Source organism: Nostoc punctiforme PCC 73102 (genome assembly GCF_000020025.1).
Lineage (GTDB): Bacteria > Cyanobacteriota > Cyanobacteriia > Cyanobacteriales > Nostocaceae > Nostoc > Nostoc punctiforme.
The window spans coordinates 224,476-243,247 of sequence record NC_010631.1 but is presented as its reverse complement, the minus strand read 5'-3'; the positions used below and the strand labels follow the sequence as shown (position 1 = coordinate 243,247).

The following is an 18,772-nucleotide window of genomic DNA, read 5'->3' as shown; positions in this document are numbered from 1 at the left end:
GCGGGGTCAACAAAAGAATGACTAGCCCTCAATTAGTTCCGGTATTGTCTCCCCTCGCAGGATAATTAGTTTTGGAAACTTAACATCCTGATTAAAACTTAACACCCTGATTATTAGTGTTAGCCGCACTTGAAAGTTTCAGTCCCCTTGCGGGGTAATTAGTTAGGCATTTCTAGAATTTAATGAATATTGCAGGTAGGAAAACATTTACCAAATGCCTGAAGTAGCTTAAGAGAACCACTAACCCGAATTTTACATCGCAGCAGTGCCCAAATTAAATTTTGTTCCTTGCCAAGAAAACCCAGCCAAGTTTTGCTATCTGCCGTGACAGAAATATTTGCTTTCCCAAGATGTCCTTCTTGAACTCGTACCATTTTATTTTGAATCGTCACTGTTGCACGACGAGACTCAGAGCCAGTGAATGTGAAATGGTAAATTGCACTCAATCCCTCCGACTGATTGCGTTGAAATAACAATGGTAATCCAAAGAGAAATCCTTGAATCGATTGAGGACGAATGCCACTGCTCACAAGCTTCACCGTTTTATTGGGAAAATGTTTGACAACATAGTTTTCGGCATCCGATCCCGGCACCACATAGATGGTTTCGGTTTTGTCCTGCAATGGCTTGACCACATCTTTAATAAATGCTTTGCGATCGCTCAAGAATGGAGCAATTACATCTTCTCCCGCCGGACATGCCGCAATACAGTAAGCTGCTTTGTAGTTCGGCTTGAAAGACAAGCTTTGCCACATTGAGGCTGATTCAGAAGCACTGACTTTTTTTCGATAATCACTAGCACTTTTGCTGTCAGCGATCGTCTCTGTCCAATCTGTGAATCCGCCCATGAACTCACGATAATTATGAGTGTAACAAGCTGAAAAACTAAAACTACCATCAGCCCCGATCGCGCCTACAGGACAAGCCGCAACACACAATTTACACTCAATGCAGGGATTGTAATTGATCGGGTGAGCGTACTCCGTTACTTCTGTATCGATTAAAACTGTGCCGAGGGCAATGAAATTACCAAACTTTGGATGAATCACGTTTCGATGAATTCCTATGTGTCCTAATCCTGCTTCAACAGCCACAGGTTTATGAGATATAATCCAGGCTTTTTTGTCTGGATAACGATCCATTTCCATTGGGAATGCCACTGACGGATTCAAGGCTCGGACACCAATCTGCGCGAATGCTTTGACGAGGTTTCGAGCCACTTCATCTGCATGGTCGTAATTGGCATGAAATTCCAGATTAGCGATTGATCGCGCTGGAGTGCGAACGCTTTCCCGATTCATGCAGCAGACAAAGCTAATCAATGTTTTGGTGGGTGGAAATACTGCCAGAATTTCGGCATGTTGGTCGGCGATCGCGGGTCGGTAAATTTCCACAAATCCTACATCATCAGCACCCGCATCCAAACAAAGTGTTCGGAGTGAATCAGAATTCAAAGCGACTGTGCTTGTTTTTGGGTTGTTTGTAGACTGCTCACGCCACCATCTCACGGTAGGATGGTTATCAAATTTAGCCATAGAAGCCTCTAGCGTTGATAGTTATAAATCGGTATAGATTTTGGTGGAATTTTCAATTGGTTTTAATAGGTACTTTATAAGAGGGAGAAGGGGGAAAGGTAAAAACCTCGCCTGCAAGTGACGCGACAATCATCATCCCTTTCCCCTTTAACATGAATCCCCTTTTCCTTTTATACCCAGCGACGCACCCGTGCCTTGTAGCGTAAGTATTCATCGCCAAATTTACGCTCCAAGTAATTCTCTTCGCGCTGAACAATCCCGATTTGCACAATCACTAAAAGGGGGAATAATAGTAGCAATGCCCAGAGCGCACCCAATAGCAACGCGATGCCGATGTAAAACAGCGTCAGAGACAAATAAATTGGGTTGCGGCTTAACCTAAAAACTCCATCCGAAACAATCGCTGTTGTCGGACGTGAAGGGTTAACCTCTGTCTGTGCGCGATTCATCGTCCGAAAAGCTGAAGTTACTATCAAACCCGCGCAAATAATTGCTAATACTCCCAAAGCTAGTGCTACAGATCGCGATAAAAAGTCGATTGGAAACATGAAACTAAGTACTAATCCGATTAATAATGTTCCAGCATAGAGTGCTGGCGGAAAAGCAATTACTCCGGGATTATCCGATATGCCCTCTTCCATGATCACCTACCTTTTTGTAATGATTTTGCTAATAATGCTATGAGAACTTGATGGTGGATTTGTCCAGGATCTTTGTTCCATCTGCCTTCTTTCCGCAAACTCCTAAGCTTTTGGTATGGCAGCCAGTTGTTCGGCAATCACTTTGGCGTTAATTTCATCGGTCTTGGCTGCCTGCCAATAAGCACTAAGCTTTTGATACTTGCTGATGATATCCGAGTGGTTATAGACCAATACCATGAAACTGACTATATTGAATATCGGGACAAGGGCACAGTCAGCGATTGACGGTCGATTACCCACTGCCCAGACATCTTCGCTCAGGTAATGGTCGATATATGACAAGCCCTGATCGAGAACTTCAAATTGAGTTTTAACCACGTCCTCATTGCGATTAGCTGGATCTCGCATACCTCTTAAAGCAAAGATGGATGGTCGAATATGAAAATCTGGGAGGCGCAAGAACAAACGAACACGGGCTAAATCCTCAACATCAGTCGGTCGCAAAGATGGTGTTGGGAAGACATCTTCTAGATATTCAAGGATCGTTGCTGATTCTGGGAGTGCAAAACCAGAGTCCAATAACAAAGTCGGCACCTGTCCCATAGGGTTCAGAGCTAAATAGGCATCACTTTTAATGCCTCCTTCTGGCGGTGGGACAATTTCAATGTTTAGACCTTTGCGATAGATGGACAACCGCACGCGGGCGGCAAAGGGTGAAATAGGAACACTATAAAGTTTCATGTGCCTCACTTTCAATGATTGGGTTGATGGAGCTGGAAATGCAATCGTTTGAATCGTGAAATTGCGCTTCGAGATCGGCGATTCGTAGTTCGAGACTTTCGATGCGATCACTCAGAATGTCCGTCTCTCTGAAATCCATCGCTTCCTTAAACGCGATGATCCAAGCCCTGAACTTCTGCCACTATGTCATCGGCGCTACGTCCGCAATCGTTTTCATGTTACTGACTCCTTGACACGAGGTGCCGATGATTTCTTTGAATGATCATCAACTGCCAACATAGAGAAATTAAGTGCATATACACTTTTTGGAGAAAAATTTTAGACTTAACGCAAGAGTGCTGTTGCTTCCACTAAATGCGCCAACAAAGTGTTCCATCGTTGCTGTCCAAGTGCTGTCTCAACCATGCTTTGAGCCTGTTTCCACAATGGTAAAGCTTTCGCTAAGACAGCTTCCCCGGCTTCGGTCAAGGCAATGATACGAGTTCGCTGGTCTTGCCCAGGTTCGGATTTTAACCATCCTTCACGTTCAAGGGGCTTGAGATTCCTGGTTAAGGTCGTGCGATCCATCACTAGTATCTCCGCTAACTCGTTGACCGTGGCTGATTTTGCGATCGCTACAGCAGCCAGAATGGTGAACTGAGTCACTAGCAATCCGCTTGGCCTGAGTACTTCGTCAAAGTGTTGTGTCATAACACGAGAAGCCTTTCGGAGATTGAAACAGGCGCATGCTGAACCCACTTGACCTAAAAAATCAGTGTTGATTGGGTTAGTGTGTTTATCCATAGGGTAAGTGTATATGCACTTATTTTTGATGTCAAGTGCCGACTAAAAACATTGTCTTAGCAATACCTTAGCCAAAATAAGAGGATGAAGAGAGAGGGCCGATGTAGTAGAGTTATTGTCTCTCACAACGACAACTCAAAACCACAATCAGCCCATGTCGGACATCCTATCACTGTTACAGTGCCTCTTGCCGCAGATAAACGCTACAACGATGCGGCAATTAAACCAGATAATCCTGGCTATGTTAGCAATGAGCGGCCGAGTCACCATGTTGGGGATTTCTCGTTGGACAGGGACTGGTGGTAGTTATCAGACGATGTTAAGGTTCTTTCATACAGTAATACCTTGGGCGACATTGTTTTGGCTATTTTTTCGTAAGCATTTGTTTCGTGCGAATGAGATATATTTGCTTGCAGGAGATGAAGTTGTAGTCAGCAAATCAGGGAAACAAACTTATGGGTTGGATAGGTTCTTTTCCAGCTTAATAAGTAAACCAATATCAGGACTATCTTTCTTTACATTATCGTTAGTAAGTGTCGAAGAAAGACACTCATTTCCGATTCAAATAGAACAGGTCGTAAAAAGCGATGTGGAAAAAACTAGTGTATCGCCAAATCCAGAAATCAAAACCAAAGAAAAACGTGGACGTGGACGACCAAAAGGGAGTAAAAACAAAAAGAAAACAGAAGTAATTTTCACATCTGAATTACTCAGAATTAAGAAAATGATTAATGAGCAAGTCTTGTTAATAGCTAACTTTATCCCTCTAACTTACTTAGTCTTAGATGTTCACTTTGGCAACAATAATGCCTTGCAGATGGCTCGACAAGTTAATTTGCACATAATTTCCAAGTTGCGCCATGATTCGGCATTATATATACCTTATCAAAACCCTGACCCAAATCGTCGCTCCCGTCGTAATACGGTGAAGCAGCCCTGAAGACGGGTTTCCCGTCGCAGGGGACTGCTGAACCCGAAGGGCGATAAGCTGGATTATTGTAATATACCTGACGCATATTTGTGTAAAATTACTATTGACGAGGATATCAAAACTGATATTTATCAAGCTACTTTACTCCACAAGGAATTTGCCCAAGCACTAAATGTAGTGATTTTAGTCAAAACCAATCTTAAAACTAATACTCGTAGCCATGTGATTCTGTTTTCTAGCGACCTAGAGCTATCATTTGAAAAAATAATTGACTATTATAAGCTGCGCTTTCAAATTGAGTTTAACTTTCGAGATGCCAAGCAGTTTTGGGGATTGGAGGATTTTATGAATCTGAGCCAAACTGCGGTGACTAATGCTGCTAATCTAGCATTTTTTCTGGTTAATTTATCCCATTATCTTCTGGCTGATTTCCGTCAACATAATCCTGGCTCCGGCATTATTGACCTTAAAGCATATTATCGTGGCTTTCGATATGTTCGTGAAATGCTAAAAATGCTTCCCGAGATCCCTGAGCCTATTTTATTAACCCAGATTTTTGCCAAGCTTACTTCTTTAGGACGTATTCATCCCGTTTCTACAGGCGTTGAACACTCTTAATTTGGCAACGGTATTGCTTAGCAATTAGATTATTTGAAGTAGTAATCGCCTTACACTTTCAGGATTAAACTCACGAAAATCTCTAATACTAATTTTGTACAATTGCTCCCAAAGTACCTTTGACTGCACGTAAATAATCAGATGGGCATAGCAGAAGTAGCATTCCTCGCATTCCACCAGAAACAGTAATCTGCTCAAATAGAGTTGCCGTTTCATCAAGGTAAACGGGATAGTCTTTTTTACTGGCTAAAGCTGTCACACCCCCACGGATGTATCCTGTTAGTGGCTGGACTTCCTTCAGGGCAACTGTCTCAACCTTCCGGTTTCCTGAAATTCGAGCTAAAGCTTTTAGGTTTAACTGAGCATTTCCCGGCACAACAGCAAAACAGAGACCTGTTGTGTCACCTCTGACTACTAGAGTTTTAAAAACTTGCTCTGGTGGAAGACCGACTTTGTACGCTGTACTTTCGGCGGCCAAATCATCAGGATCTACTTCATAAGTGAGAATTTGATAGGAGATGCCTAGTTTATCAAGTAGTCGAGCAGCATTAGTTTTCATTGCTCTTACTCCCAATCTTCAATTACCAGTCCACTAACGCAACTAAAGACTGCATCTACTGACATTCGGGAAGTAGATAATTGCAAGACTTTAGGTGTTGTAATTCAATGTTTTACCATGCCTAAGAGATTAAGATAAAACGGTTTTGGTGAGAGTCCATGAGATTGCTTCCTTCGTCACAATCATGGGGTACTATTTTTGAATGCAGTTTATTATTAGACCCAGTTTTTGAGTAAGAATAAATCTATGAATAGAATGTTATATTATCATCAGCAATCAAACTTTTCTCGGAAAATCCGAATATTGTTAATAGAGAAAAATTTAGATTGTGAATTCAAAGAAATTAATTTAGCCAATAAACCCCCTGAGTTCCTTGAAATTTCTCCTATTGGTCAAGTCCCTGTGTTTGTAGATCAAGATGGCACGGTAATTTGGGACTCTACATTGATTGCGGAGTATCTAGACGAAACTTATCCACAGCCTAGCTTTTACCCAAGCGCTCCTCACATACGGCTTGAGTGCCGTAAATGGGAACAACTAGCAGATACTTTAGGCGACAACATTATCGGTTTATGGGTACTAAATTTTATGGGTGATCTAGCTCCTGCTTATTATCGAAAAAAATATGAAACATTAATTAATCGCCTTTTACCAATCTTTGATGGACAACTGCGTTCAACTAAATATTTGTTAGAGGGTGAAACATGGACAGCAGCAGATGTGGCAGCATTATGTTCCCTCGGTTATTACAGCTTTCGCTTAAATGAAGACTGGCTTCTTCAGTATCCTTATTTGAGAGACTGGTTTAATAGATTACAGGAGCGTGAATCAGTCAAGTCAACTATTCCAAAAAAGACCCCTATTTAGAGGTTGCTGAAAAAGTAATAAGAAAGCAAAGATCAGGATTGGTTAGTTATTCAAGCAAGCCCTACTTAGGAGCCTTGCAAAAATAATTTGAATAATTTTGATGGGGAAGTTAAGCTTACAAGTCGTTCCAGATTAACAAAATGAATTATTTGTCCAGAAACTATAAGTGATTGCTCATATTTTTTACAAAATCTAGAATATCGCAATGATTAAAGTTTTAGATGGATTCGGACAACAACCCTGACATATCTAATACTTGTTCTGACCAAGCACTAGCTTGCTCGGACATATTTCTGCGTTCGCTACCATCAGACCAAATACTATCAAAAGTTAATCTCCATCGTGCCAGTTGAACTTGAATGTTAACCAGTTCTTCAGCATATTCAGGTTCAATTTCTGCTGCCGTCCATTCGATAAAACACATAGTTTCATCTGCAACACTTTTGACCGCTTCAGGGTAAGCAGTGTCACAAAATGTTCTCAGCCTAGCTAAATTAGAAGCTATATGACCTAAGCGATGTGATGTATTTTCGCCTTGAAACCGTGCTTGTTTTTCATCTAAATTCTGGTTCATATCCACCAATTAACTCCTGAGTTATTTTTTTAACACGTTCTTTAATCGCTGGGTCTTGAATTACCATTGAGCGATTATTTTGGCTTGGACGTATGTTAATAATCGATTCATAGGCGATTGATTGGTTAAAGGGAGTCCAATCCGCACCCCAGATATCTCGCTGTTTACTACCGTCTTCGAGCAATGCTGCTTCACAGAAAGCGTGTTTCTCTCCTCCTCCAGCTAAAATCCCTCTTTCTATATCTACTGCCACTTTAATGTAAACTCGCAAAGTTTGCAGCATTAACTCCACTTGTTCGAGAGTTGCTCTTTCCCTAATAATCAGTACCAAAATCTCACCCCTACCTGTATAAATGCACAAGTCAAAATTCTACTTTGTAGAATCCTTTGAATCCCAAAATTAATCACTTGCAGCATTATGGTATAATTTCTAACTCCAGAAGACTCAACACTTTCTCTTCTAAATCCGTCAAATAAGCACGATTCAGCTTCCCCAACGACTCCAAAAACTTCTGCACCGATTCTTCCAACCCACTCGAATACACCCGATTAATGCGATCAGCTACGCTGGGCGCTTGCGCCATCGCAAATCACCTGCATCTGCTAACACTCCTGGGGCAGGTAGTTAAAGGACTTCAGGTGCTTCAGCTATTGAGTTACAATATTTTGGCAGCAAGAGACAATAGGTTCTGAAACAATCTCTTTAATCTCTGTTAAGTCCCCTTCTGAGGACAGTAATAAATCTTTCCAATCTTTTGTTACCTGTGCATCCTTGGGTTTTTGACGGCGTTCGTTAGCCAGGATCGTCAGAGCATCATACCAAAGACCATTTTCAGCGAACAGCAAAATGCGCTCTCTCGGTCTACTTGCTTTCTCTAAATCATTTTTCAAATTAGAGTTGATAGAAACTCGCTCAATATATCCTTTAACAAAAGGATCCTTCAGGCGATTTGCTGGATCGCACATATAAGATAAGACCCAATTATATTTTTTACCAATTTCTAATGCTGGTATATTTTGAGGTAAGTTGACACTAATAATCCCTGGTATATTTGTTAACTGAAAAGTAGTTTTATAAACCGGATTATTTTTATCATTTATTAGCAAAAATTCAACTGGATTTGTGTCTGTAGGCTGGTAAGGAATATAAAACCAGAATGTCGGACGTTCGGAAATAGTTAATCCAATGTTTGTATTTGGAACTAAAGCCGTCAGAGGTTTTTCAATAGCTGGACAATCCGCTCTTGCCGCAGCATAGCTTCGCTGACCAGGCGCGCCTTTTGAGGGTAATAAAAAGTGAATAATCTGGGAAATTAGTCCTGAAGTTTTAGGCGTATTTGTAGGTTTTGGGGTTTGAGGCTGTTGTCTTTGTTGCTGCTTTAAAGTAACCCCATCTTCCCAAACATAATTAGAGCGTGGGGCTGCTTTAACAAGAGAATAAACACCTAATGTTAAGGGAAAAATTAAAGCTAAACTCAAATGTCGAAAAAGTAACTTTATCATTTTTTATAGAAGTATGGAATAAATATCTCTACAAAACGACGACAGACATACTCTCTGTCTTCTTAACAGCGTTTATACGGTAATTGGTGGATATAGCTAAACGTAATTACACCTGTAGTAAGGAAAGCTATGGTAGAAGGAAGGAATGGTAGCCAGTGGCCATGAATTAAAAGAAAAAGGCAGATGCTATAGGAGATAACAAAAATAATACCTATGCTTGTAATCACAAGAATTATTTTGCGATCGCGCCAAGCAAGTCTCTGCAACACAACTGTGCCAAACACACCTCCAGCTAAAGACCATAGCCAGATGTAAAAAACATCTCCCCACCAAGGCAGTACTCCCAGCAGAGGACGACCATCTAATGCCGCACTAGTAATTTGACTTACCATTTGGGCTTGAACAAATACACCCCGCATTATTTGGTCTGACTGTTCGTTAAGACTGTATGGGGTATAAAAATTATCTTTTACACTTCTAGCAGTAACGCCAATGATAACTATTCGGTCTTTCACCCAGGAAGGGTCAAAACTATTTTCTAGGATATTTCTTAGGGAAACTTGTCTGGCAATATTTCGAGAGCGATAATTAAGTAGCATTTGGTAGCCATCATTGTCTAAATTTTGGTAGCCTCCTGCTCTTGCCTGTAAACGTTGTAAGCGAGTTTTCCCTAATAATAAATCTATCGAATGCGTGGTTTCAGGTTTAATACCTTTTTTAGCTAAGTAATATAGTGCAAGCTTAAGGCTTAAAGGATCTTCTGTTTCACAAGCAGTTTTACTGTTAAAATTTGCATTCCACAGATACCGACGGAGAATTTTATCATCGTCTATAACCACATCAGCAAAACCTAAACGCTCTGTTGGAACTTCTGGTGGAGGTTCAATACCTTTATCCCCAGTTGTGAGGTCGTTACCTATGCAGATGGCAATAAAATTATCATTATTTTGTAATTTATTTGCTAATTCTGGCTGGTCGTTGCTAACAGGAAAATCACGAATGATATCTAAGCCAATTACTCTTGGTTGATTGGGTTGTAGTTTCTCTAAAAGTTTATGTAGTGCAATGTCGGATAATGATCCACGGCCTTTCATTCCCTTAGAATTTTGATATTTTAAATCTTCATCATCAATAGTAACAACCAAAATTCGAGGGTCTATTCCCTCATCTGGGCGCAGTCGCATCATCTGGTCAAATATCTTTAGCTCTGATGATTGCAGTATTCCTAGCAGTCGTACTCCAAACACCAAAGCTGTTATGACTAAACTTGCAGATGGAACAAAAACAGAGGGTTTTAATTTAATTGGTGTAGGAATAACTGAAGTCGGTGCTGCAAAGAGTTGACCGCCTTCGTTATCTTGCCAGCGCAGATAAAGTACTGGACGATACCACTGCTTGCCTTCTGTACCCATTGCTTCTCGGCTTTGACTCACTGCCATTGCCAAGGGGTCTTTTTGACCAAGTGAACGATAAAATTGCTCACTAAAAGCTGTTGCACCTGGCACACTCACAGAATACTGCATCGCTACCACTGCTGGAGTGCGGTGAGCAATTAAGCTTTGAGCTACACCATTAAACACTGAAGTTCCAGTTAACGCCAAACCAGATTGACAGGCGCTCAATACCACTAAAGCTACACCACGTAGCTGTTTAGAATTATCAGTAAAACTATTTTGCTGTAGCAGTATACCAATTTCCTTAGCACTCACATAATTTGGTTTGCCAGTTTCATCTTCAAAAACTAGATATCCTTGCGGTTCAGGAAGTAAGGCATAGCAACGTTGACAGTTGTTTATTTTTATACCTTTATGTATAGTTCGACATAGCTGACCATTGTCCAATGTATTGTTACAGCATTTACCAAACAAGCCATGTCCATCAAAATGGATAACATGAGGTGCTGTCTCATTCCGATGTTCAGTCAGATAATCCCGCAAAGCTTTTAAAGTCGGGGGTTTCAGTTCAACTAGCCGAATATGACCTTCTTTCTCGGCTATTCCTAAACCTCTGCGTACTGCAAGTTGTTCTTGCTGTGGCAGCTTTTCCAAAGCATTTTCTGGGTCAGAAGCCGCAGAGGATATTAACAAAACGTTAACTTGCTCCATCGATGGTAGCTTCGGCGGTGCAGCATCATAGGTAATGTAACGAGAGAAGGTAACTTGATGTTGAGTCAAAAACCCTCGGTCATCATGCATTAATTCCCAAGGATAATCAGGTAAACGAGTTGAGCCTAAGATATCTGCCGCTATTTCTAGTTGTATATGCAGTTGAGTTCCGTTATTTTGGGCTAAATTAATCGCATTTTGCAGCATTTTTTCGACTTTAGAGCCTGGGGGAAAAAGTGATTGATACAGTGCCTTGCCAATGTTTGTTAAAAAATAGGGATGAAAGGCTTTTCGGTCTTGAACTAGTAGACCAACTTGCACCATCCAATCTTGTTCCCCAGAGCGCTGAAAGTCCTCTGGTCGAAAACGAATAGCTTCTAGAGATTTAATAACGGTAATCAGCAAGTTTATTCCGTCTTGCCAAAAAGGTAATGTTGAGTTGGCTTCCGCTTGACCAACTCGTAACCCATTGACGCTGACTTTGAAATCAGCCTCATTAATGGGAGATAGGTATACCTTTAATAGCTCCATTAGCCATCCTTGCTATTTAGCCTAAGAGGTCGCCAAGAGGTTCGTCATTGCTGCCCTTCAGCAATCCTTCTATACTAGTTTCTTCCAGCAACTTCCACTTTTGGGGATAGCGTGTTTTATAAAGCGCAATTCGCTCTTCTTTACTCAATAAAGGGGTTAAGGTGACAGTAACTTTTTGTACATCATCACGGCTGCCTCCACCACCTAATTCCACAACGTAGACTTTGATTCCAGCTTTCCCCTCTTTACGTGCTGTCACTTGCAATTCCAAACTCACTTGGTCAACACTAAACAAGGGTATGGGTTTTTCTCCTTCTACCTCTGTTGAAAGCAATTCTTGCTTTATCTGCTCAATCAATTCTGCTAATCCGATAGAATTTTCTTCTGGCATTTCACACTCCTTAGCGATTTATTGGTAACTAAACTTGAGTTACTCAGATTCTCCAATCAGAGTAAAAGCTGCCCATTCAACAGGATTGGGATGTTTTTTCTTCGTCGTCAGCATCGCTTGCCGCAAAGCAGTAGCTTTGTCAGGATTTTTGCGGAAATTTTCATAAAATTCTGTCATTAATTCAGCAGTGGGTGCATCTGGTATCGACCACAAGGAAACTATAACACTGGGAACCCCTGCGGCAATTATGGAACGAGATAACCCAATTACCCCATCACCTGTCAGCCTACCCTGTCCCGTATCGCAAGCACTTAATACGACTAATTCGGCACTTAAGGTAGAACCTTGGAGTGCTGTGTACAATTTTAGGATGTCTTCTGCTGTCAACAAACCGTTATCCTGTCCTTCGGGAGCAAAGACAATAGAACTTCCCAATCCTCGAATATCATCCAACAAGCCATGAGTTGCCAAATGAATGATTTTAGCTAGTGGTAGTTTTTGCAACACTGCTTTTTTAGTAGCTTGATTACCAATCAAAGCTTGAGTTTTCCAAAATGAAGCAATTGCAAGAGCTTCTTTTTCTGAACCAGGAAGCGCACCTAATTGCTGAGGTGATTCTCTAGGGTTTTTTGAAACCTTGGGCATTGTGGGATTACCGACTATCAAAATATCTTTGGCTGAACCTGGAACTTTTTGCCGTAGTTTATGAGTAGATTCTAATATTTGAATGGAAGGGGCGGTAAGGATAGTATGTTTATCAATTAAGTATTGCCCCGATGAATCTTGCAATGCTGGGAAAGGAACTAAAAATAAAGCATCTTGGGGGATGAAGATGACACGAGCTGTTTCTTCTTTTGGCAGTATGTCTGCAATTGGTTGGATAAGTAGCTGGTAAAGTTCCTGTAACTGTAAGTTTTTGGCGTTTGCAACAAAACTATTTATACCGATTTTTTTCACTACATCTATTATTGGACGTTCTATTGCTGGTTTTTCTGCCTCCCAAGAGGGCAAGCGAATAGTGATTTTACCGTTTTTAATATCAACTGATACTACTTGCCAAGCTTCCCAGTCTGGCTCATCGTCATTGAGTTTAACGCGATCTCCTGGTGTGAGAGTGATGTTATTACTACGACTAGTAAGGCTCACATCTTTAACAATCGACTGACGGGTTTGGTCAACTTTATTTCTTAGGGAGGTATTTTGTTGCTGCCATAGGGGTTTGAGGTCAATTGGATAAAATTTAATCTCACCTGTAGGTTTGATTACCCAAATATATAGTTCTGAATCTTGAGTTTGCAGTTTACCGCCAACTTTAAATTCATCAGTAATAATCGAATATTGAACCAGGGTTGCATTTTCATTTTTAGCAACTTGTTTCATCTGTTCAGTATTCAATACAGGAACTTTTAATTGCTCTGTTTGATTAGGAGATAATCGTTTACTTAATAATTCAATAAAAGCTCTTGCCCTACCACTTTCAGATACTTCCAAGGCTTCAGTTATTTTATTTTGAGCAATCAACACTTCTTGTAACAGACGATAGGTACGAGTTTGTTTTTCAAAGATGGAAATTTTATTGCCATCGTCTAATACTATGCGGAGATTTTCCCAAATAGCGATCGCTGGACGCAAATATTGTTCTGCTTCAGTGAGTCTATCTGATTTATACAGAGTAAATCCTAAGCTATTGAGTGCATTTCCTTCACCTTCTTTATTTTCTTGTTGCTGTGCTTTAGCTAAACTCTGCTGATATAAGTCAATGGCTTTATTGATTTCACCAAGCGTCCAGTAAACATTTCCCAAACCAGATAGTGCTTCCATCGGCTTGATATCTAATGCTTCTTTATAATATTGAGTTGCTTTATTGGTATCTCCAGAAGCCAGATAAATACTTGCCAAATTGACTTTATTTTCAGCTACGCCAGAGGTATTTTTAATTACTTCATCGATAGCTAATGCTTGCAAGTAATCTTGAATAGCTTCACGATATTTACTTTGAGAATTGTAACTATTTCCTCGTCCTTGAAGAATCTTGGCTTTGCTTGGGGAGTTATCTTTGGGGAGGAGCTTTAAGGCTTCGTTATATTTATTAATTGCAGTTTCATAGTCAGCTAGGGTGTTATAAACATTGCCGAGATTGGAAAGATTGTTGGCTTGGAGTTGTGGGTAATTGAATTTCTGGGCAATGGCAGTTGCTTGAGTATAACTTTGAATCGCGCTGGTATAATAACCAATGCAGTAGTGAGCGTTGCCAAGTTTTTCTAGGATAACAGCTTGGTTTTCCTTATCGGAGATTTGTTGGTAAAGTTTTAGAGCTTTTTGCCAGGGGTCGAATGCTAGAGCGCAGTTAGGGGAGTAGAATTGTAGATCACGGAGACGATCGGCTTCAGCTTTCGGGGAAATAGCAATTTTTTCACCCAGATTTAGTGTAGCTAATTGTTTGGCATTTGCATCCCACAACCGTGACGTACCATCATCAGAAGCGGTAATTACAAGTTGTCCATCAGGGCTAAAACTAGCTTTGCTAACATTTCCCTGATGTCCTTTCAAGGTAAGCAGCATTTTACCATTTGTATCCCATATCCGGGCAGTCCCATCATTAGAAACAGTGACTATGCGCTTTCCATCAGGGCTAAAGTTCGCCCCTGTAACATCCCCTTCATGTCCTTTAAGTTCAGCTATTTCTTTACCTGATGTATCCCACACTTGGGCATTCCTATTAAAAAAGTCACTATTATTTAAAGATGTGGTGACAATCAGCTTACTATCAGGACTAAAATTGGCACTTTGAATCGATAGATGGCGACCTTTGAGTTCTGCTAGCAGCTTACCTAAAATATCCCATACTCTAGAAGTACCAAAAGAAGTAGTGAAAATTAGCTTACCATTTGGACTAAAAACAGCACTTTTGAGAAGATTGCGATCAGCTGTAAATTCAGTTATGAGTTTACCATTTGTATCCCACACACGTACAATACCATTACGTAATGCCGTGATAATTAGTTTACTATCAGGGCTAAAGCTAGCACTCATAACAGGATTATCTTTATCCTCTTTAAATTCCACTAGCAGTTTACCCGATGTATCCCATAGCGTAGCGCCCAAAAAGGTTGTAACAATAAACTTGCAATCAGGACTAATACTTGGATTATACCCTTTTAATTCCACTAGTTTTTTTCCTGAAGTGTCCCATATTTTTGTGCGGTTAGATGAGGTGACAATAAACTTACTGTTAGGACTAAAAAAGGCACTTTTTACTTTATTTTCTCCCGCTTTTAATTCAGTGATTAGATTACCACTTTTATCCCAAATACGGGCAGTTCCATTATCAAATCCAGTGATAATAAACCTTCCATCAGGGCTAAAACTGGCATTTTCAACTGTACTTGCGTAGGGGTTAAGTTCAATAGGTGAATATTTTGAAGCACCTGACGCTTGAGCAATATCTTTAAAAATAGTGGACGCGGTGACAATTAGTTGGCGATTGGGGATAAATAAACAAGCCGATATTAACAACAATATGCACCCACATGCAAACTTAGTGAAAGTCATAATTTTAAAGATGAATCATGTGAAAGGGAAGAGGGAAAGGGCAATGAGGAAAAGAATCAGTCTTATGCTTTTAATTCCGATTTGCTTCAAAATGTTTCTATTGCTTTAACCTTAAGGGTTTCGTTCGTCTCCTTTTCCCTAAATAAGCAAACGCACAGATGTTAAACTATTTTGATGTTTCTGTCATCCAGTCAAGCTTACCAACATCCCATACTTGGATTTTATCGACAGAGGAGAAAGGAATTTCAGATATTGTGACGAAAAACTTACTGTTATGGCTAAAAATGACTCTCTGCACAAGATAAGGCTCTATCTGAAGTATTGCTAGTTTTTTTTCCTCAGGAATCCCCACAGAAGCGCTACCACCTCTACGTACAATGGCAATTAACTTACCATCAGGACTAAAAGTGATATTTCCTAAACTCTCATCTGTGGAAATCACAGTGCCATCTGCACCCCACAAACGAGTGAAACCACCCTCAATTTGAGCAATAATGAACCTACCATCAGGGCTAAAATTCACCCTAGTTGAGCTATAACTACTAATTGGGAAACCTATATTAAACTTGGCAAGCAGCTTACCAAAAGTATCCCAAATAATAGCAGTACCATCGCTCGATGTAGTAATAATTTTTTTACCATCAGGACTAAAACTAGCGCTTTTTACTTTACTGGAATTTCCTTTCAATTCGTTTAGCAGCTTACCAGTCGTATCCCAAATACAGGCAGTTTCGTCATCCGATGCTGTAACAATCAACTTGCCATCTGGACTAAAATTTACACTATTAACAAAGTTTTGATGCCCTTGAAGTTCCATCTGCTGCTTCCCAGAACTATCCCACAAATAAGCATTTTGTTGAAAACTTGAATATCCGGTAACAATCAACTTGCCATCTGGACTCAAGCTTGCACTTGTTAAAGCAGCGTCATGCTTCTGTTTGCCTTTAATTTCTGCTAGCAATTTCCCAGAGTTACTCCAAACTCTTGCAAAATCCAAAGATACAGTAAGAATAGATTTGCCATCAGAGCTAAAGTTTATACCATTTATTTGATATTCATGTCCTCTTAGTTCATTTAGGAGTTTGCCTGAGGTATCCCAAATTTTCACATTACCACTTTTAGAGCCAGTGACAAAGAATTGATTATCAGGACTAAAAGCAAGACTGGTAATACTTTTATCTTCATCTTTGTATTGCAGTTTAGTCTGATTATTCGTAGAAGGTATTTGTGACGAATTTATTTGAGCCAGTGACTTATTGGAAATATCCCACACTCGTACAGTTCTATCATCAGATGCCGTGAGCATCTGCTTACCATCTGGACTTAAACTAAAATTGATGACTTCATCCTGATGTCCTTTGAATTCAGCTATTAGCTTACCGGAGATATCCCAGACTCTACCTCCATCGGAAGTTACCGTTACTAAATATTTACCATCTGGAGTGAAATCAGCGCCGTAAACACGATTTTCGCTATAGTTTTCAGTTATGTTATTCGGAAACTCTATTTTTGTTATTACTTTACCGGAAGAATCCCATATCCAAGCACTGCCATCATGAGATGCAGTGACAATTAACTGGCGATCGCGGCTAAAATTGGCGCTGATAACAGAGTACTGGGGTCCTTTTAATTCTAATTTACTTATCAGCTTGCCTGATGTATTCCATATAAAGGCTGTATTGCCCGATCCAGTGATAATCTGTTTGCCATCATAACTAAAATTAGCACTAACAACCCTACCGTGATCTGCTTTTAGTTCAGTTAGCAGCTTACCAGAAATATCCCATATTCGTGCTGTTGTATCGTCAGATGCGGTGACAATGAACTTACCATCAGGACTAAAAGTTGCACTATTTACACGACTCTCATGTCCTTTAAGTTCCGTTAAAATTTTACCTGAGGTATCCCACACTTGAGCAAATTTCTCTGAAGATGTGGTGACAATTAGCTTCCCATTGGGGCTAAAATTTGCGCTTTGGACAGCAACCTGTGCTTTAATTTCAGTTATCTGCTTGTTTAAAGTGTTCCATATCCTAACTGTGCCATCTTTTGATGTAGTGATAATCTGCTTACCATCTGGGCTAAAACTGGCACTGAAAACCTCACCGAGATGCCCTAATAGTTCGATAAATATCTTCTTAGAAGTGTTCCATATAAGGATGGAACCATCAGATGATGCAGTGACAATCTGGGTTCCATCAAAGCTAAACTTTGCGTTGTTTACACTTCCCTGATGCCCTTCCAGTTTACCTATTACTTTTCCTGTAGCATCCCATACTCGCGCAGTTCTATCAATAGAAGCTGTCACAATCAACTTGCCATCTGGACTAAAGCTAGCACTGTATACGCTATCACCATGTCCCTTTAACTCTGCTAGCACCTTGCCAGATAAATCCCACACTCGCGCCGTTTTATCATCAGATGCTGTAACTATCCTCTGACCATCGGGGCTAAAATTCGCACTCCATACCGTATCTGTATGCCCTTTCAACTGCACCAATAGCTTACCTGATAAATCCCACATACAGGCAGTTTTATCTGCACTTGCCGTAATTATCCGTTTACCATCTGAGCTAAAATTCGCACTGGTAACAATGTTTTCATGCCCTGTAATTTGCGCTATTTGCTGACCAGAAATATCCCAAATACGGGCAGTTTTATCTGCACTTGCCGTGATTATCCATTTACCATCTGAGCTAAAATTCGCACTATAAACATTACCTTGGTGTCCTTTTAGCTCAACTAGCTGTTTGCCCGAAATATCCCAAATACGGGCAGTACCATCAAAAGAGGCAGTGACAATCAGCTTACCATCGGGGCTAAAATTCGCACTATAAACATTGCTTTGATGCCCAATTAACTCCACTAGCTGTTTGCCTGAAAAATCCCAGACACGGGCGGTGTTATCTGCACCAGCTGTCACAATTAACTTATCATCTGGACTAAAGCTAGCGCTGTTGACGCTACCCTCATGCCCTTTTAATTGTCTCTCTTCTGCAAAGTAATCAATAAAACTCCCTGTGACAGCCAACGCAGGGTTTTTATGCGGGTTTGGCTGATTTGGTGTTTGTGCTAACACCTGTGGTGCAAAGAAAATCCCGGAAAAATTCTGCGGGAATGTAGGTGCAATCGTTACCAGAAAAGCACTCAAAGCAATTAAAATGATTCTGCTTGCGCGATCGCCCATAATTTCCAAACCTAATCTGGAACTACAACACACCAATCAAAATTCTTGATTCGATATATCCCATAAAGAACCATAACACTGGAAACTCCAGCCGAAAATAAAGAGCGCGATAAGCTAAGTAATATTATTTACTATCTATTTTAAGATACAAATTTATCGAAGCGGATTCCAGAAAATATTGTCAATTTGAGGGAATTTTTGATAGCTTTTTTATCCTTTGAGCAAAAAAATAAATATTTATAAAATCTGTCTCC

The 18,772-nt window shown here is 40.3% G+C and carries 14 protein-coding genes and 1 pseudogene; 2 read left to right on the top strand and 13 right to left on the bottom strand.

From position 1 onward, the window contains the following. Positions 1–179 precede the first annotated feature (179 nt). The 4 genes from NPUN_RS34630 to NPUN_RS34615 all read right to left on the bottom strand — a co-directional run bounded on the left by NPUN_RS34630 (position 180) and on the right by NPUN_RS34615 (position 3,607). Positions 180–1,535, bottom strand: coding sequence for an SCP2 sterol-binding domain-containing protein (locus tag NPUN_RS34630; RefSeq protein ID WP_012413060.1), 1,356 nt, complete (start codon positions 1,533–1,535; stop codon positions 180–182). Positions 1,536–1,705: 170 nt separating this feature from the next. Beyond that, positions 1,706–2,176, bottom strand: a complete 471-nt coding sequence (locus NPUN_RS34625; RefSeq protein WP_012413059.1) for a methyltransferase family protein — start codon at positions 2,174–2,176, stop codon at positions 1,706–1,708. Positions 2,177–2,278: 102 nt separating this feature from the next. Next, positions 2,279–2,917 carry a glutathione S-transferase family protein gene (locus NPUN_RS38065; protein ID WP_012413058.1) on the bottom strand — a complete coding sequence of 213 codons (639 nt, stop codon included), beginning with the start codon at positions 2,915–2,917 and terminating at the stop codon, positions 2,279–2,281. Between the two features lie 324 nt (positions 2,918–3,241). Next, entirely contained in the window at positions 3,242–3,607 is a 366-nt protein-coding gene (locus tag NPUN_RS34615) for a MarR family winged helix-turn-helix transcriptional regulator (RefSeq protein WP_234711177.1), read from the bottom strand. 247 nt (positions 3,608–3,854) lie between these two features. Here NPUN_RS34615 and NPUN_RS34610 point away from each other — a divergent pair. Then, positions 3,855–5,249, top strand: a pseudogene (locus NPUN_RS34610) (transposase). Positions 5,250–5,337: 88 nt separating this feature from the next. On the opposite strand, the gene ybaK reads toward NPUN_RS34610, so the two are convergent. After that, the gene (gene ybaK, locus NPUN_RS34605) at positions 5,338–5,808 is read right to left on the bottom strand and encodes a Cys-tRNA(Pro) deacylase (RefSeq protein WP_012413056.1); all 471 of its coding nucleotides are present in this window, start codon (positions 5,806–5,808) and stop codon (positions 5,338–5,340) included. Positions 5,809–6,054: 246 nt separating this feature from the next. Here ybaK and NPUN_RS34600 point away from each other — a divergent pair, with 246 nt between their 5' ends. Beyond that, complete coding sequence (locus NPUN_RS34600) at positions 6,055–6,675, top strand: glutathione S-transferase family protein (protein ID WP_012413055.1); 621 nt, start codon at positions 6,055–6,057, stop codon at positions 6,673–6,675. Positions 6,676–6,892: 217 nt separating this feature from the next. Here NPUN_RS34600 and NPUN_RS34595 read toward each other — a convergent pair whose 3' ends face one another. The 8 genes from NPUN_RS34595 to NPUN_RS34560 all read right to left on the bottom strand — a co-directional run bounded on the left by NPUN_RS34595 (position 6,893) and on the right by NPUN_RS34560 (position 18,518). After that, the gene (locus NPUN_RS34595) at positions 6,893–7,249 is read right to left on the bottom strand and encodes a hypothetical protein (RefSeq protein WP_041566583.1); all 357 of its coding nucleotides are present in this window, start codon (positions 7,247–7,249) and stop codon (positions 6,893–6,895) included. After that, entirely contained in the window at positions 7,230–7,580 is a 351-nt protein-coding gene (locus tag NPUN_RS34590) for a DUF5674 family protein (protein WP_012413053.1), read from the bottom strand. Before NPUN_RS34590 ends, NPUN_RS34595 begins: the two co-directional genes overlap by 20 nt. Before the next feature lie 85 nt (positions 7,581–7,665). Beyond that, entirely contained in the window at positions 7,666–7,833 is a 168-nt protein-coding gene (locus NPUN_RS42345) for a hypothetical protein (RefSeq protein ID WP_167315712.1), read from the bottom strand. 64 nt (positions 7,834–7,897) lie between these two features. Further along, positions 7,898–8,728, bottom strand: coding sequence for a DUF928 domain-containing protein (locus NPUN_RS38060; RefSeq protein WP_167315711.1), 831 nt, complete (start codon positions 8,726–8,728; stop codon positions 7,898–7,900). Positions 8,729–8,814: 86 nt separating this feature from the next. Then, positions 8,815–11,388: a CHASE2 domain-containing protein gene (locus NPUN_RS42340; RefSeq protein WP_012413051.1), complete on the bottom strand. Its 2,574-nt coding sequence runs from the start codon at positions 11,386–11,388 to the stop codon at positions 8,815–8,817. Between the two features lie 16 nt (positions 11,389–11,404). Next, a complete protein-coding gene (locus NPUN_RS34570) occupies positions 11,405–11,779 on the bottom strand; it encodes a trypco2 family protein (protein WP_012413050.1) in 375 nt (124 codons plus the stop codon). A gap of 39 nt (positions 11,780–11,818) precedes the next feature. Next, entirely contained in the window at positions 11,819–15,331 is a 3,513-nt protein-coding gene (locus NPUN_RS34565; protein ID WP_012413049.1) for a CHAT domain-containing protein, read from the bottom strand. A 166-nt stretch (positions 15,332–15,497) separates the two neighbouring features. Further along, the gene (locus NPUN_RS34560) at positions 15,498–18,518 is read right to left on the bottom strand and encodes a WD40 repeat domain-containing protein (RefSeq protein WP_012413048.1); all 3,021 of its coding nucleotides are present in this window, start codon (positions 18,516–18,518) and stop codon (positions 15,498–15,500) included. Positions 18,519–18,772 lie beyond the last annotated feature (254 nt).